The sequence below is a fragment of the Bradyrhizobium sp. AZCC 2262 genome (assembly GCF_036924535.1).
Lineage (GTDB): Bacteria > Pseudomonadota > Alphaproteobacteria > Rhizobiales > Xanthobacteraceae > Bradyrhizobium.
Genome location: NZ_JAZHRT010000001.1, coordinates 3,702,283 through 3,718,793 on the forward strand (window position 1 = coordinate 3,702,283; position 16,511 = coordinate 3,718,793).

Genomic DNA, 16,511 nt, shown 5'->3' on the forward strand with positions numbered 1-16,511 from the left:
TGCGGGGAGCTGCGGAAACGCGCTCCCTGCGTCCCATGGACAACAAGACGCCAGAGGGAGACGCGTTAGCCAAGCCGCTCAAGCCGGAGCGGGTTGCGCTCAACGTGCTGGCGCTGTGCTTTACGCTGGCGCTTATCGGCCGCGGCCTCGGCGAGAGCTTTACGGTTTTCCTCAAACCGATCTCGGAGAATTTCGGCTGGGACCGCGCCCAAGTGGTCTCGGTCTATTCGCTGACCTGGCTGGCGGGCGGGCTGATGGCGCCGGTGGTCGGGCGGCTGTTCGACCGCTATGGCCCCCGCACCGTCTATTCGGTGGGACTGTTGCTGCTTGGCGGCGCGTTCTTGGTGGCGTCACAGGCGCAGGCGCTGTGGCAATTCCAGTTGAGCGTTGGCCTCTGCGTCGGGATCGGCATCGCCTTCATCGGCAACGTGCCGAATTCGATCCTGCTCGGCCGCTGGTTCGGCCCGCGCCTGCCGACGGCGATGGCGATCGTCTATTCCGCGACCGGCGCAGGCGTGCTGGTGCTGTTGCCGGCCTCGCAGCTGCTGATCGATCACATCGGCTGGCGCGGCGCCTACCAGACCTTCGGCATCGTTGCGCTGTGCCTTTTGTTGCCGTTGCTGCTGCTGCCGTGGCGCCTGTTTTCGACGGGCTCGCCGCACATCGCCAGGAAGGCCGATCCTGATTTCGTCGACGGAGGCTGGACGCTGGAGAGCGCGATGCGCCACCACGCGTTCTGGGCGCTGTTTTCGACCTTTTTCTTCACCGCCATCGGCATGTACGCGATCTCGGCGCAGATCGTCGCCTATCTGATCGACGCCGGCTTCCCGCCGCTGCAGGCGGCGACCGCCTGGGGTTTTTCCGGCGTCGTGCTGCTGTTCGGCATGCTGGGCGTGACGCAACTCGATACGATGATCGGACGAAGGCCGTCGGTGCTGCTCAGCTACGCCATCTCGATCGTCGGCATCATCCTGCTGTGGCTGCTGCAGTTCTATCCGAACTTCTGGCTGCTCGGCGCTTTCGTCGTGACCTTCGGCAGCATGATCGGTTCGCGCGGCCCGCTGATCACGGCGACCGCGATGAAGATCTTTCGCGGCGAGCGGGTCGGCACCATCTACGGCACGATCTCGATCGGCAGCGGCCTCGGCTCAGGGTTCGGCGCCTGGGCCGGCGGCCTGATCCACGACTGGAGCCACAGCTATGATCCCGTGATCGCGTTCGCGCTGGTCGCCGTGGTGCTCGGAATGATCCCGTTCCTGGTCGTGCGGGCGCTGCGGCGCTAACTTCGCCCGCCGCTCAATTATTCGGCGGCAATTCGATCTGATTGTTCTGCTTGCCGGTGTTGAATTCCATGATCTTTCGCGTCACGCCGGGAAAGATCGCCGAAATTGGATTAACACGCAGCACCGGCGCACCAGGCGTGCCGACGACCTCATAGGTCACGCCGATCAGACCTTCATTGTTGCCGTTGCCGAGGAACAGGCCAAGCACGGGAATCTGGCCGAACATGTTGTTCAATCCGTACATCGGAACGAAGGTGCCGCTCATCCGAACCTGATTGGCGACGGTATCGATGCTGCCTTCGATGGTCGCACCGACCATCGGTCCTTTCACGACACCATCGCGGATCGTGAGCTGTCCATTCTGCCGGGTGAACTCGGCTCGCAATGCCGTGAAGGAAACGCCGCTCTGAGTGCCGGTAGAACCGCCTGCGGCCACACGGTCGAGCGAAGCCTCACCCTTGATGGAGAAGCCGCGGACGTTGATCAGGCCCTCCTTGGCGCTGGGTTCGACCGTCGGCGGTTCCAGGGCGAGCTCGAGCTGGCCGCCAGTAACCTTGGAGTACATATCGGTGAAACGAAAGAAGGCGCCGGCGTCATTGGTCTGCAGCACAATGACGTCGCGTCCCTGTGTCTGTCCGCGGCCGCGCAGATCGGCCGTCACAGACGACGTATCCTTCCCGACCTTGCCGGACAGCGTAAAGCTTCGGACGATGCCGTTGCGGCGCGAGAACTTGCTATCGACGCTGCGGAACGCCTCGCCATTGAATCCCGCCACCGCGCCGAGCTTGAGGTCGATGTCGAGGTCGATGTTCCTGGACTTGCTCTTGGGATCGGCCTCTTTGCCTGATATCGCCGACTTGAGGAATCCGCGGCCGTCGAACACGTCGCCGCGCATCATGACTTTCACGACGCCGTCGGCGCCGCGTTCGGCTTTCAGCGACGCCCTGTCGCCGTCCGACGGCGCGTAGGTCGGAAAGTTCGCGTTCAACAGGTCGCCATTCTGGTCGACTTCCAGCGATCCCTTGATCGAAACGCCGCCGCCTTCGACCACGATGTCCTGGAACAGCGTCGATTGTTCCTTCTTCACCACGATGAACGTCGCCTTGCCCGACTTGCCGGGCACCTTGACCCAGCCCGGCAGGATGTTGTCGAGACGCAGCGAGGTCAGGTCGGCCTCGATGCCGACGCGGCTGTCGTTCTCGCCGATCTTGCCGATCACCTTGATCGGAATGGAGCCGCTCACGGCAGATCCGAGATCGATTCCGAGGCGTGCGCGGCTGGCGTCATCCAGCGTGGCCTGCAGCCTGATGTCGGCGTCGCCTTCGCTCGGCTTGCGATAATCCAGCGAGGCTGGCTGCCCGTTGATCTTGACGTCGCCCTTGACCTGGTAGCCCCCATTGTTGGCCAGCACCTTCAGCGTGTTGGCCTCCAGTTTCTGGTTCATCACGAGCTTGTCGGCCGCAAACCCGCCGACATCGGCCATGACGGCGTAGGTGGTGTCGGCCTTGGTCATCGAGCCTGTGACCGGCATGGCGAGCGTGATGTTGGCGGCAACCGTCCCCTTGCTGGCGTTCGGATCGATCAGCGTGCCGGAGAAATCGCTGATGCGGTCGGAAGCCAGTATCTCGGCCGCCGCCGGCACCGGGCAATCCACCCTGAACTTCACCTTCGAGGGCGACGGCTTCGGCGCCATGTCCGGCACCTCGAACGAGAAATCGGAAATGTTGATCTTGCGCCCGGCGGGCGTATCGGCAATTCCCTGCCCGATCGTCACCGTTGCCGTTCGCCCGGTAACCCGCGCTTTCAAATCCGCATCGCGGACCGCGGGCATGCCGTTGACCGGACGCGCCGTGACGCCCGACGCAACGATGTTGACGGCGAGACCGTCGTCCGGAATCGGCGGCCCCTTGCGCGACAGGTTACGCACCGGCGAATTGACGCCGACCTCGATGCGCTGGAGCGTGCCGCGCTCGATCCGCTCGATCACCCACTCACGCACTTCAGGCACGATCAGGATCGGCCATATCCGCTTCAGGGCGGATGCCGACATTGGCGTACCCGCAAACCCAAGCTGGAGACGCGCCTCGTTCGCGTAGTCGATGCTGCCGGTGCCGGCGATGCCGATCTCGCCATTGCTGATATCGGCCTGGGTGAGCAGCACACGCTTCCGGTCGGTGTCGAACTTCATCCCGATCGCAATCCGGTTGAAGATCAGCGGAGGTTCGTTGTCGGTGCCGGCCAGCAGGATCGTGCCGCCGCTAAGGCCGGCCTGCCATTCGGTGGTGGCGCCGTTCGGCGGTTCGAGATGGCCGAGCAGCGTAATCCGGTTCGCGCCGGAAACGACCTTGAAGGGTGCGACCAGCACGCGCCGTCCGGCATCCCATTCGACGCTCATCTCCGCCGAATCGATCGGCATCGGATAATCCGGCGTATCGCTGTCGATGAGGTTCCCGGCGCCTGCCGTGATCTTGCCGCGGAAGTAGGTCGGCAAGCCGTCGCGGCCCAATTCACCTTTCAGCTCGCCGGAAAGCGGCAGGTCGGCACCGTAGGTGAGATCCTTGACCCGCATCGCCAGCAGGATGTTGGCGGCCGGCACCTTGTCGGCGCGAAGATCGACCGACCGCACGCCGTTCTGCGGCGGCCCGACCACGACCTTGAGCGACCATGGGCGCGCGCCCTCCTCGCCAAGACTCACCGCGACCCCACCGCTGCTCGGCCGGCGCATGCTGAGGCTGATATTCTCGAACGTCCACTTATTGCCACGCTGCTGGTCGTCGACGACGAGATTGCCGTTCTTGAGGCCGATCTCGTTCAGGTTCTGCCCATCGAGTCCGGTCAGGCTAAGGCTGTCGAGCCAGTCAAGGCCGGCCAGCAATCCGTTCGGAGTCGTGTCGGGCGCGGTCGCAACAGCGCCCTGGGCGGGCGCAGGTGCCTGGCGGGGGAATGTCGGCGCCATGCCGGCATCGCGCTTGGAGGCGACGCCGGTCGCCAGTGGTTTGGCGGTGTCGCCGGCAGACACTGTCACCTGGCCGTCCGACGTGATTCGTACCGCGAGTTCGGCATCGACCAGATTAAGGCTTTCAGCACGCAGCCGTCCCATCAGAAGCGCCGTGCCTGACAGTTTCACCTCGGCCTTCGGCGCGGTGGCGACGATGACCTTGTCGTGGTCGCGCACGACGATGTCGCGGATTCGCACCGCGATTCGAATCCGTCCGGCCCGCTCGATCTGCGTGCCGCCGACCTCGACCGTATTGCCGTGGCCGATGTTTTCCTCGATGGCGGCTGCCAGCCAGGGCGTTGCCACGTCGAGATTGATGGGTCCGGCGCCGAGCCGCCACCACAAACCGCCGAAACAGCCGGTGAAGATTACCGCCAGCACGGCAATCACGACCACCAGGCGCTTGATCCAGCGTTCGCCGGTCAGCCAAAGCTGCAGCGCTGCAAATTTGTCGCCCAGCCGGTGAAAACCCGAACTTTGGCGGGAGAGCAGCCGCTTTGTCCGGTGGCGCGCCGCCTCGTCGGTCTCTTGTTCCCAGCCGGCCGCATCGTCCCACTGCGAGATGTGGGCCTCGGCACGCGGATTCGACCCCTTGGGCGAAGTATTCCTAGCCATTGCCTCTCGGTGCTGGCGCTGAGGTTGATCGCCGCCAGGGGCGCGCTCTTCGATCGTTATCGAACGCTCCCGTGCCGGCATCGCTGCCAATCCTCGATTAATACTGTTACTCGTGGTCGGGCCCAAGGACTGATTGGGCTGTCCCATCGACGAGCGGACGGGGGTAGCGTCGAATTCCTTGTAACCATACTCCCGGGTCATCAAACTTGCCCAGCGGCCGGAGCGAATCCGACGGTCAAAGGCAAGACCCGCAATACCCTAATGGTTGATCTGCGGAAAGCGACGAAAGGAAGGCGTATGTCCAAGAAAACGCGCACGAAATCCTCCAAGCCAGCCCCCAAAAGCCGCAAGACGCCCGCCCCAAAACCGTCCGCGGCCAAGACCACCCTCAAGGCCGCCCGCAAGACCGCGGGCCGCAGCGACACGACGTCGGCCAAAAAGCCCGCCGCCAAGGCGACTAACAAGACCGCCAACAAGACGGCCAGATCCGCCGCCAAAGCGGCTGTCGGAAAACCGGAAAAGACGGCCAAAACCGCTTCGACCAAAGCGTCGCACAAGCCGCCATCGAAATCGTTAAAATCCAATCTATCGGCTCCGCCCAAGCCGAATGCGGGAACCGAATCGGTCGAGGGTGCGATGGCTCCCCCGTTCAGCCTGCCCCGCGATGGCGGCGGCAGCGTCTCGCTGGCCGACTATGCCGGCAAGAAACTCGTGCTGTTCTTCTACCCCCGCGCCGACACTCCCGGCTGCACGCGGGAAGCGATCGATTTCACGCGGCTCGACAGCACATTTGCCGATGAGGGAGCCGCGGTGCTCGGCATTTCCGCAGACACCGTAAAAGCCCAGGAGTCCTTCCGCGACAAGCACCAGCTTTCGGTTCCTCTGATCTCAGATGAACAACATGAGATGCTGGAGGCCTACGGCGCCTGGGGCGAAAAATCGATGTACGGCAGGAGCTTCATGGGAATCATTCGAACCACGGTTCTGATCGGCGCCGATGGGCGGATCGTCAAAATCTGGCGCAATGTGCGGGTGGACGGCCATGCCGATGAGGTGCTGGCCGCGGTCCGCGCCATCTGAGTGGGGCTTCCCTTTCCCAAAAATTAACCATGAAAGGGTCAAATCGGCACGCAAATTGAGCCGTACGGAACTCATCTCCGACCGGCGCGGGAGTGCCGATGTCGTACCGTTCCGGTCACCATTATTCCGATCACCACCACCCTCACGATCATGGCCGGACGCCGGCCCGGCGTCCCGCCAATTATCCGGCAAAGGCGGCCGCGATAGACGGTAACGGCTACACCATCGTGCATGCCGGCAAGCAGGTCCGGCTCGGCCCTGTCGTGTTCTGGATCGTTGTCGGCACCATCGTGTTGCTCGGCATGTGGTCGGCGGCGACTGCCACCTATTTCGCGTTTCGCGACGACGTGCTGACCCGGCTGATCGCCCGTCAGGCCGAGATGCAATACGCCTATGAAGACCGCATCGCGGAATTGCGTACCAAGGTCGACCGCACCACCAGCCGCCAGTTGCTCGATCAGGAACAATTCGACCAGAAGCTCGACCAGATCATGCGCCGTCAGACCGCGCTCGAATCGCGCGCCACCGCCCTCGGCACGATCCCGGATGCGGCGGCGACCGGTTCGGTCAGACCTCAGGCCCGTGGCGCGGCCGTGGAGACGCCGGCTTCCGGCACGCCAAAGCCCTCTCCGATCAGCGATACCGTGATCTTCGTGGCGCCGCCGGATCGCGAAGCGCGGCTCGAATCGCGCGTGCCGATCGTGGTCAAGCCGCAGCCCAATCAGTTTGCCAAGGTTCAGGGTTTCGACAACGTGCTGGTACGCCTGCAGACCTCGCTCGATTCCGTCGAGCGGCGCCAGATGGCGGCACTGACCGCGGTCGAGGACAGCATGGAATCGCGCGTTCGCCGGATGCGCGGCGTGTTCACCGATCTCGGCCTCGACATGGCGCAGCTCGAAGCGGCGACGCCGCGCTCGGCCATTGGCGGCCCGTTCGTGCCGGTGAAGCTTTCGGCCGATGCCGGCACGTTCGAGCGGCAGCTCTACAGGATCAACATCGCCCGCTCGCAGATGCAGCGTCTCAACGCGACCCTGGCGCTGGTGCCCTACCGCAAGCCGGTTATCGGCGAGGTCGAATTCACCTCGGGCTTCGGTGTCCGCAGCGATCCCTTCCTCGGCCGCCCCGCCATGCACACCGGCCTCGACTTCCGCGCCGCCACCGGCGATCCCGTCCGCGCCACTGCGAACGGCAAGGTCGTGTCATCGGGATGGATGGGTGGCTATGGCCGCATGGTGGAGATCGACCACGGCAACGGGTTGTCGACCCGCTACGGCCATCTCTCTGAAATTCACGTCAAGGTCGGCGACGTCATCAAGATCGGACAGGTAATCGGCGCGGTCGGCTCCACCGGCCGCTCCACCGGCCCGCACCTGCACTACGAAACACGGGTCGACGGCGATGCCGTCGATCCGCAGAAGTTTTTGCGCGCGGGCGTCCGACTCAGCTCGGGCTAGGAGCCCACCCTAAAACCGGAAGAAGGACACGCGGTGCGTCTCCGGCGCGGCCGCGCCAATGCGATGTGGAGAGCACTGGTCACCGGCGCCCGCCTCCACCCGGCGGCCCACCGCCGAATCCACCGGGACCACCGAATCCGCCGGGACCGCCTGGGCCACCGCCCGGAGGTCCAAAACCACCGCCGGGTCCGCCAGGACCGCCGCCGGGAGGCTCGCCTGAGCCGGGGCCACGCCCGCCGGGCGCATCAGGACGGCTGCCGCCGGGGACATTGGGTCCGCCACCGCCGTGACCCGGCGTTCCGCCGGGTGCACGATCCGGCGCACGGGGGCCCTGCATCGACGATCCCGGGAAGTGACTCACCGCCTGGACCGATTCAACGCGCAGGCCCTGCAAGCCATCGCGGACGGCATTCACCACCACGCGTGCATCCTGGCCCGGCTCGAAGCGCGACGAGTCGCGCGCCACATAGCCCGACCCGAGCTGCAGATTAGCGCCGACGCGCCGCACATAGGCTTCGATCGACAGGCGTGTGGCGCCGGACAAATCAGAGAGATCGTCGGCGCGTGCGCGCGCGATCTGCAGCTTGCCGCCTTGTGAGATGCGTCCCTCGGCCTGAACGCGTTGACCGACGAGTGCGGCATCGATGCCTTCGAGCCGCAGACCGCCGATCCGCAGGCCGTCGCGATCGCGTTCGAGCGGTCCTGTCACCCGCGCAGTGGCATTGCGACGCTGCTCGACCAGGCTCGCGACGATCACGCCGTCGGTGCGCCGCAACCCCGAGACCGCCACCTGCGTGCCGACGCGCCAGTTTTCACGGCCGGTCCACGCGACCTTCTGGCCGAGAACGGTCATCTCGCCGCTCTTGACGCTTTCGATCGGCCCCACAACCTCGCTGACCGCATCGATGCGGTTGGTGGTCAGCATGCCGTTGGCCTGGCGTTGCGCCACCACGCGCGCGACATGCCCGATCCGCAGCGCCTTCACCGACGCGGCCTCGCCATCGATCCGCACCGGCACGTCAGGCGCGTAACCGATGCGTTCGCCGTTGACGAAGATGCTGCCGAATCGCTGAATGACGCCGACGATGCCGGTGCCGCCGATGCCATGATCATCGCCGCGCGAAATCCCGGTGCCGCCGATGCCTTGATCGGTGCCGCGCTTGACCTGAGCCCACAGCGGGGACGTCCCGGCGAGCCAAAATCCCGCCAGCAGCAAGCGACGCGAAATGATCGGCGGCTTTGTCATGACGGACCGCCTTCGCTGCCGTCATCGGGCGTGCCGTCGGGATCTTCGTGGAAGACGTAAACGCCGAAATTCCAGCGGCTGTTGCCGCCCTTATCCTTGGCGAGCGCACGGTTGGCTTCGCGGTTCGCGACCTTCAATGCCTCCATCGCAAGCTCGCGCGAGCGTGCCTCCAGCCGCTTCGCCAGCTTCGGCGACAGGCCGTCGTAATGCACCGCGCGCTCGAGGAAGCGCGGCGCCGGACCGGAGACGTTCTCCGCGGCCGCCGCGACGTGATCATGCAGGTTACGGCCGAGATAGTGCCATTTGCGATCGTCGTCGCCGCGCGGAACGAAGCCGGTGTCGATCAGCACGATCTCGTCGTCGCCATTGATGGTGACAAGCTTCCGGTCCAGCCATTCGTCGAGCACCGCGCGCGGGCGGACGTCCTTGGTGATCGACTCGACCAGTTGCTCGAACGACGGCGCACCGCCCTCCGCCGTGCGTGGCAGCGGCAGCGGCTCGCCCTTCGCGTCGGCGAATTCAGGCGCGGCGAGCCAGCGCGCGATGATTGCGCTGGTGCGTGACAGCGTGGCCGGCGCCTCATGGACCGGCGCGCCGGCGCCGCGCAGCCGCGCCACTTCCTTGCGGTGGATGCCGGTGAGCAGGCTGACGCGGCTGTCGGTCTGCTCTTTCCCCTCCAGCGCGAAATCGTGCTCGGCGACATTGACAAAGAGCTCGCGCAACAATTGCGCCAATGCCGGAAATGTCATGCCGCTGCGGATGCAAAGCCGGACCAGCGGACGCAGCAGCCGCGCCAGCGGCGCATGCAGCTTCGCCGCGGCGTTCGGCTGGTGCGAGGCCGGCGTCGAGTTCCGGGACTTGGCATTCATGGCAAAATTGTACCGGCGTTAGGCGTGGGAGACAATCCCACTTTTTTGCCGATTAAGATTGACGTGTGAAATTTTCCCACATATTAGGAAAACGTCAACCACGGGGAAATCGACGCATGTCTCGCCTTTCGGCCCGAGTTTCCGCTGCTTCCACCAGAAATGTCCTGACTGAGCGCGACAAGCGCGTGGCCATCACGCCGATGCTGCCGGCCCTGCTGCGCGGCGTGATCTTCCTCGCCGGATTAGCGGCGCCGTTCGTCGTCGCACTGCTCGCGCGCTGACGGCCCCGACACTTGCGCGAAGGCGGATCAACCAACGGTGACACTTCCATGCGCTTTGACTTGTGGCTGGCGGATGCGTGCAGGATGGCGGACGTCTCCTATGATGACTTCATCCTGACGATCGCTGTCGGCGGTTATCCCTGCCTGCCGGGCGCTGTCCCCGGATCTCCTCGCACCTTCGACGAAACCGATCTGCTCACGCTCTACGTCTACGGCCGGTTGCTGACCTTCGGTTTCGACGTCCTGCGGGCCGGCGAATATGCGAGTCGCGTGCATTGCGCGCTGAAAGCCAGCGCGGACGCGATATCCGTCGCGATCGTCCTGGCGCCACACGGCGGCAAGCGCGTGGTGGTCGAGCTCGAACCACATGCGCCGGCGCGAACCGAGAAGATCGCGTTCGACATCTCGGCGATTCGAAAATTCCTGAACCGGCGGGTCGAGCGCCGCTGCGAAGAGCAAACCCAAGATCAGTGAGCTGTCCATGATCCCTGCACACCATTCCGCCCGGCGCCCGTCGGTGCTTCACATCTTCAAGGTCTACTACCCCGATTTGTTCGGCGGGACGCTTTCGGTGATCCGCGACATCTGTGCGGGCCTGAAGGATATCTTCTCGGCCGGCGTCCTGGTCTGTTCCAGGACCGGCGGCAAAAGCCGGATCGTCATCAACGACGTCGCGGTGGAACGGGTGCGCTCGTTCGGCGATGTGCTGTCGCTGCCCGCGGCCCCGACCTATCCGTTGCGACTGTGGCGCCGGATCGCCGAGCACGATCTGCTCGCGCTGCATGCGCCCTTCCCGCTCGCCGACCTCGTGTTCGCGTTCGGACTTGGCCGCAATCGGCCGCTGGTCGTGCACTGGCATGCGGACATCGTCTCGCACGCGGCGTTGCGGCCCTTCGTGGAGCCCTTGATGCGGCGGACGCTGCAGCGGGCCCAGGCCATCATCGTGTCCGACGCCGTGCTGATCGAAAATACGCCGTTGCTGCGGGAGTTCGCCGACAAATGCCACACTGTCCCGTTTGGCATCGACGTATCGAAATACAACCTGCCGGCGCTTCGGCTCGACCGCGTCAATGCGCGCGGACGGCTGGTGCTGGCCTGCGGCCGGCTCGTTCCCTACAAGGGTTTTGACGTGTTGGTTCGCGCCGCCGTCGATCGGTCTTTCGAGGTCTGGATCGTTGGCGAGGGCCGCGAACGGCTGCGGCTCGAAGAACTGATAAAGAGCCTCGGCGTTCAGGATCGCGTTCGCCTGCTCGGCTCCGTCCCGGAGAGCGAACGCGTCAAACTGATGTGCATCGCCGATGTGTTCGTGATGCCCTCGGTGAGCAATGCGGAAACCTTCGGGCTGGTCCAGCTGGAAGCCATGGCGGCCGGACGGCCGGTCGTCAACACCTCGCTCGACACCGCCGTTCCGCAAGTCGCCCGCCACGGCATCGAGGCGGTCACCGTGCCGCCGGGCGATTCCGAAAAGCTTGGCGAAGCAATCGACAGCCTGATCGCCGACCCGGAACGCCGCCGGCGGATGGGCGAAGCCGCGCGCCAGCGCGCAACGACAGAGTATTCCACCGCAGCTTTCAGCAAGGGAATCGAAACGATCTATCGCGAGGCCGCAGCCGCGCCAGCCCCGACGGTGCGCGCCTCACGAGCCGCCGCGATCGGATGGCCGCACACCATCCAGATCGCGGCGGCGCTCGCCTGGTCGGACATGCGCCACCGCTATGTCCGCTCGCTGCTCGGGCCGTTCTGGATGTCGATCCAGATGGCGATCATGGTGGCGGTTCTGGGTTCTGTGATCGGCCACTTCTCCAATGCGAGCGCGGTCGCTCGTCTCCCGATGCTCGCCCTCAGCCTGACGGCATGGACCTTCCTCAACAGCGTGGTGCTGGACGCTACCACCGCGCTGCAAAATTCGGCGAGCCTGATCAAGGACCGCGCGCTGCCGCCAGTCATTTTCCTGCTGCAATGCGTGTTCCGGCAAGGGCTGTTCGCGCTCCACAATGCCTGCGTGCCGCTGATCCTCTGGCTTTTCCTGGTACCGAAGGATTTTGGCGGCGCGGTCGCGGCGCTGCCGGGACTTGCGGTGTTCATTGTCTGCACGGTCGGTCTCGGCCTCGTGCTCGGCGCAATGGCGACGCGCTTCCGTGACCTCAAGCCGATCATCGAATCGGGCCTGACGCTGGCCTTCCTGTCGTCGCCGATCATCTGGTCGCCGGAAATGATCAATCAGGCTTCGACGGTGATGCGCCTCAATCCGCTGACACATTTGTTCGCGATCTGGCGCGAGCCGCTCTCCACCGGCCATGTTGCGATGCCAAGCGTCGCCTATGTGCTCGCAGGCCTTATCGTGCTGGCGATCGCGAGCACAGTCGCCGTTGCGCGCCTGCGCAAAGCCGCGTTCTGGATCTGACGCATGGCCAGCATCACTCTCCGCGATATCTGTCTGGATTATCCGCTTTACGGCGCCTACGACTTCTCGCTCAAGCGCCGCCTGCTCGGACGGCTGGCCGGCGCCGCAGCCCCGATACAAACGATCCGCGCGATCGACAATATTTCGATCGAGGCTTCCGCCGGCGCGCGCATCGGTCTCGCCGGCCCCAACGGCTCCGGCAAATCGACATTGCTGCGGCTGATCGCCGGCGTCTATCCGGCGACCAGCGGCCATGTCGAGATCACCGGCAATATCATGCCACTGCTCGGCCTGAACGCCGGCGTCAATATGGACTTCGTCGCGGCCGACAATATCAGCCTGTTGCTGCGGATCAGCGGCCGAAAACCGACACCCGCGCTCATCGACGAGATCTGGGCGTTCACCGAGCTCGAAGAGCGCATGCAGCGGCTGCCGCTGCGCATGTTTTCCTCGGGCATGCTGATGCGCGTGCTGTTTGCGACCGCCACCGCCTTTCCGGCGGACATCCTCCTGCTCGACGAGTGGCTCAGCGTGGTCGACGAGAATTTCTCGGCGAAAGCCGAGCAGCGGCTGCTCAAGCTGGTCTCGCAGGCCGCGATCGTCATCATCGCATCCCATGACCACGAACTGTTGCGCCGTACCTGCACCAGCATCGTCAATCTCGACCGTGGCCGCATCGTCAACACGGTCTGTCCCGACACCCGGCCCCCCTACCCTTTTGAACTGCGAGAGAAGCGAGCATGAAGAAGATACTGGTCGTCAGCGAATCTCTCGGCGAGCCCAACCACAAGCGCGGCATCTTTCATTTCACGCGCGAATTGATCCGCTCGCTCGCCGGCGAAGGACACGAACTGACGCTCGTTGTCGAAACCACGCGCCGCTATCGCAAGCTGCGCAGGCGGCAGCGGCTGTCGCGGCTGCTGCCGGCGGATTCGCGCCTGATCGAGCTGCTCGCGCTCTACAGATTCCTCGACGAAACCGACATGAACGAAACCATGACGCGTAGCGCCTTGCGCAGCACGATCGACTGGTTCAAGCATCGTATCAGCATGTGCACCTCGTGGGAGTTCGGGCTGTGCTTCCTTCGCGCCATCGGCGTCTTGCCGCCGAGCGTCAAGCTGATCGAGAACAAGTCCGGCGGCTTCGAATATATCCCGACCGACCTTCGCCATCTCCAGCTGTTCCGGCATTTCATGCTCGAGCCCGGATTCTACAGCTATCAGGACACTTCCGCGCTGATCCGGCTGCCGCCGCCGCAGATCGATGCGCGCGACTACGACATCATCCTGATCGATACGCCGACGCGGGTGGCGATCAAGCGGAGAGCCAACGCCAAGGTCGTCTGCGTGGTTCATGATCTGTTGCCGCTGACCGACCTCCGGCTCAGCGACGTCGCGACACGGCTGTTCCTGTCCCGCCTGTTCACCAGCCTGCACCAGGCCGACGAGCTGGCCTTCGTCTCCAACTACAGCCGGAACCGCTTCAGGGAGCTGCTGCCGCAATTTGCCCACCTGCCGGCGCGGGTGGTCTATCCGCGCACGCGCTTCGATGCCGCCGACGTGGCGCGGCTTCCGGCCACCGCCGCTCAGCCCGTTCAACCGAGCTTTGTCGTCATCGTGTCGGCGGAGCCGCGCAAGAACGTCAACGCCGTGATCCGCGCCTTCAGGAAGATGCCGCAGGCCGACCTCGTCGTGATCGGCTACGCCGGCGGCGCAAGCCGGATGCGCAGCCTGCCGCCGAACATCCGCATTGCCGGTTATGTCGACGAGCACGAGAAGGCGACGCTGATCGCCGAGGCGCACGGCCTGATCATGCCGAGTTTTGCCGAAGGTTTTGGCGTGCCGATCATCGAGGCGCTGGCCGCCAACACGCCGGTGCTGTGTTCTGACATCCCGGTGTTTCGCGAAGTCGCCGGAGAGCTCGCCGACTACTTTGATCCGTTCTCGACCGAATCGATCTGCGCCTCCGTCACGCGGGTGCTGGCAGGGCAGGACGAATGGCGCGGCAAGATCCGCGCGCGGCGCGAGGAGCTTGCCGAGCGCTTCGGCCATCACACCCAGGCCCGCGACTTCCTCACCCTCCAGCCTGCCGGCGAAAGCCAGGCATCGGTCCCCCGCACCGCCGCCGCGAGCGCGCCGCTGCTGGACGGCCTCGCCGCGCACGGCACCTAGGCGTTTCGGGACAACAGCACATGATGGTCGAATCCGGCGCCATGCACACGCCCACGAGACTAGCGCATTGGTTTGATCGGCCTGACACATGGCGCCGCTCGGCGATCTGGCTGCTGGCCGTTGACGTCCTGGCCGTGATGACCGCGGCCTCGCTGCCATGGTCGACCTCGGCGACCTCCGTCCTGGTCGCGCTCTGGGTGATCGTCGTCGCTCCCAGCATCGATTGGGAGGCGTTTGTGCGCGATCTGGCCCATCCGGCCTGCGCCTTGCCGGTCCTGTTCGTGGCGCTCGTCATCCTTGGCACCGTATGGGCGGACGGCCCCTGGGCGGTGCGTTTGCACGGGATCAAGCCAGTAGCGAAGCTGCTGCTGATCCCGGTCCTTCTCTACCACTTCCAGCGAACCCAACGCGGCTTCTGGGTTTTGACCGCCTTCCTCGCTTCGTGCACGCTGTTGATGATCCTGTCCTGGATCGTGCTGTTCGTCCCCGGCTTAAAGCCCGCGCACACCCTCTCCGCCGGCGTTCCGGTCAAGAACTATATCGACCAGAACCAGGAATTCGCGCTCTGCGCCTTCGCGCTGGCGCTGCCGGCGCTGATCGCGCGGCGTCGGGGGAAATGGAAGCTGGCCACAGGCTATCTTGCACTGGAGCTGGCCTTCATCGCCAACATGCTGTTCGTGGCGCTTGCGCGGACCGCGCTGATCTACATGGCGGTGCTGCTGGTAGTGTTCGCCTGGCGTCATCTCGGCCGGCGCGCCATGCTCGCGCTGCTCGCGGGCGCGATCGTCGCCACTTCGCTGATCTGGACGAGCTCGCCCTATCTGCGACAGCGCATCGGCGACATCGGTGTCGAATATCAGGCGCACGACATCACCGGGATCGCGTCGACGGCGCAGCGCCTGACCTACTGGCGCAAGTCGATCAAGTTCCTTGCCGAGGCCCCGCTGCTCGGCCACGGCAGCGGCTCGGTCAAGGCACAATTCGAGCGCGATGCGGTCGGGCAGACCGGGCTGGAGGCCGAAATCGTCGGCAACCCGCACAACCAGACGCTCGCCGTCGCGGTGCAGTGGGGGCTGCTCGGCGTCATGCTGCTCTACGCGATGTGGCTCAACCATCTCCTGCTGTTCACCGGACGAACGCTCGCGGCGTGGATCGGGCTTGTCGTCGTCATTCAAAACGTCGTCAGCTCACTCCTGAATTCGCATCTGTTCGATTTCCACGAAGGCTGGCTGTACGTGCTTGGCGTGGGCGTTGCCGGCGGCATGTCGCTGCGCGCGGCCCAACGCCGTCGGGCGCCGGCGATGCCGCTTCATACGGGCGTGAGACCGAACTCAGGCTAGCATCGTACGGTCAGAACTGGCGGACTCGCGCGTGGAATATTTTCCCTATTCTACAGTCACCTAAGCCGGAACCGGCGCGCGGCGCCCGCGTCAGAAAATTTTTTTTGGGCCCATGTCGGCTCGCAGGGAGGCCAGGCGTCCTTATGGCAGAGACTGAGCGAACCCAACCAAATCCTGCGATATACTCCGCTCAGTAATGGAGAAAATAGCGTCATGTCCCAAGGCAATACCGTTCGTTTGCATCGTGTCCTCGCCACCAAGCCGGAGAAAGTCTTTCGCGCCTTCCTCGATGCGGAAGCCATGGCCAAGTGGCTGCCGCCCTACGGCTTCATCTGCAAGGTCCATCATCTGGAGGCGAAGGTCGGCGGCACGTTCAGGATGTCGTTCACGAATTTCACCACGAACTCGGGCCATTCGTTCGGCGGAGAATATCTGGAAATCGTGCCCAACGAGCGTATCCGATATACCGATCGTTTCGACGATCCCAATTTGCCCGGCCTTATTGAGGTCACTGTGACCCTGAAAGCGGTCTCGGTCGGAACCGAGATCAACATCGAACAGACAAACCTGCCGACGGTGATTCCGGTCGAAGCCTGCTATCTCGGCTGGCAACAGTCGCTCGCCCAGCTCGCACTGCTCGTGGAGCCGGATATTCCGGGATAGTGAGGGTCGAGGATAAGGCACCACGCTGTGGTGTCTTATCCTCCAGAGCGCTTTGAAGCGAAGTGGACACCGGTTCGCGTTAAGAAAACGCGTCAAAAGAAAGATTC

13 protein-coding genes are annotated in these 16,511 nt (G+C 64.5%); 10 read left to right on the forward strand and 3 right to left on the reverse strand.

The features are described 5' to 3' along the window. Positions 1 to 35 precede the first annotated feature (35 nt). On the forward strand, positions 36 to 1,283 hold the full coding sequence (locus tag V1283_RS17625; protein WP_334387716.1) for an MFS transporter: 1,248 nt from the start codon (positions 36 to 38) through the stop codon (positions 1,281 to 1,283). Positions 1,284 to 1,296: 13 nt separating this feature from the next. Here the strand turns inward: V1283_RS17625 and V1283_RS17630 are convergent, their stop codons facing one another. Then, complete coding sequence (locus V1283_RS17630) at positions 1,297 to 4,977, reverse strand: YhdP family protein (RefSeq protein ID WP_334387717.1); 3,681 nt, start codon at positions 4,975 to 4,977, stop codon at positions 1,297 to 1,299. A 216-nt stretch (positions 4,978 to 5,193) separates the two neighbouring features. Here V1283_RS17630 and V1283_RS17635 point away from each other — a divergent pair, with 216 nt between their 5' ends. Next, complete coding sequence (locus tag V1283_RS17635; RefSeq protein WP_334393095.1) at positions 5,194 to 5,976, forward strand: redoxin domain-containing protein; 783 nt, start codon at positions 5,194 to 5,196, stop codon at positions 5,974 to 5,976. A 98-nt stretch (positions 5,977 to 6,074) separates the two neighbouring features. Beyond that, positions 6,075 to 7,430 (forward strand): M23 family metallopeptidase, encoded by a 1,356-nt coding sequence (locus tag V1283_RS17640; RefSeq protein ID WP_334387718.1) that lies wholly within the window; start codon positions 6,075 to 6,077, stop codon positions 7,428 to 7,430. 79 nt (positions 7,431 to 7,509) lie between these two features. Here the strand turns inward: V1283_RS17640 and V1283_RS17645 are convergent, their stop codons facing one another. After that, positions 7,510 to 8,676 (reverse strand): DUF5666 domain-containing protein, encoded by a 1,167-nt coding sequence (locus V1283_RS17645; RefSeq protein ID WP_334387719.1) that lies wholly within the window; start codon positions 8,674 to 8,676, stop codon positions 7,510 to 7,512. Continuing rightward, positions 8,673 to 9,545: a DUF6502 family protein gene (locus tag V1283_RS17650; RefSeq protein ID WP_334387720.1), complete on the reverse strand. Its 873-nt coding sequence runs from the start codon at positions 9,543 to 9,545 to the stop codon at positions 8,673 to 8,675. Before V1283_RS17650 ends, V1283_RS17645 begins: the two co-directional genes overlap by 4 nt. A gap of 116 nt (positions 9,546 to 9,661) precedes the next feature. On the opposite strand from V1283_RS17650, the gene V1283_RS17655 reads away from it, so the two are divergent. From V1283_RS17655 to V1283_RS17685, 7 genes are all read left to right on the forward strand, one after another. Beyond that, positions 9,662 to 9,826, forward strand: coding sequence for a hypothetical protein (locus tag V1283_RS17655; protein ID WP_334387721.1), 165 nt, complete (start codon positions 9,662 to 9,664; stop codon positions 9,824 to 9,826). Between the two features lie 48 nt (positions 9,827 to 9,874). Then, positions 9,875 to 10,300, forward strand: coding sequence for a hypothetical protein (locus tag V1283_RS17660; protein ID WP_334387722.1), 426 nt, complete (start codon positions 9,875 to 9,877; stop codon positions 10,298 to 10,300). 7 nt (positions 10,301 to 10,307) lie between these two features. After that, positions 10,308 to 12,230, forward strand: a complete 1,923-nt coding sequence (locus V1283_RS17665; RefSeq protein WP_334387723.1) for a glycosyltransferase — start codon at positions 10,308 to 10,310, stop codon at positions 12,228 to 12,230. A gap of 3 nt (positions 12,231 to 12,233) precedes the next feature. After that, the gene (locus V1283_RS17670) at positions 12,234 to 12,974 is read left to right on the forward strand and encodes an ABC transporter ATP-binding protein (RefSeq protein ID WP_334387724.1); all 741 of its coding nucleotides are present in this window, start codon (positions 12,234 to 12,236) and stop codon (positions 12,972 to 12,974) included. Beyond that, the gene (locus V1283_RS17675; protein WP_334387725.1) at positions 12,971 to 14,401 is read left to right on the forward strand and encodes a glycosyltransferase family 4 protein; all 1,431 of its coding nucleotides are present in this window, start codon (positions 12,971 to 12,973) and stop codon (positions 14,399 to 14,401) included. The genes V1283_RS17670 and V1283_RS17675 overlap by 4 nt, the downstream gene beginning before the upstream one ends. A 20-nt stretch (positions 14,402 to 14,421) precedes the next feature. Further along, on the forward strand, positions 14,422 to 15,741 hold the full coding sequence (locus tag V1283_RS17680) for an O-antigen ligase family protein (protein ID WP_442895755.1): 1,320 nt from the start codon (positions 14,422 to 14,424) through the stop codon (positions 15,739 to 15,741). A 213-nt stretch (positions 15,742 to 15,954) separates the two neighbouring features. Then, positions 15,955 to 16,404 (forward strand): SRPBCC family protein, encoded by a 450-nt coding sequence (locus V1283_RS17685; protein WP_334387726.1) that lies wholly within the window; start codon positions 15,955 to 15,957, stop codon positions 16,402 to 16,404. Positions 16,405 to 16,511 lie beyond the last annotated feature (107 nt).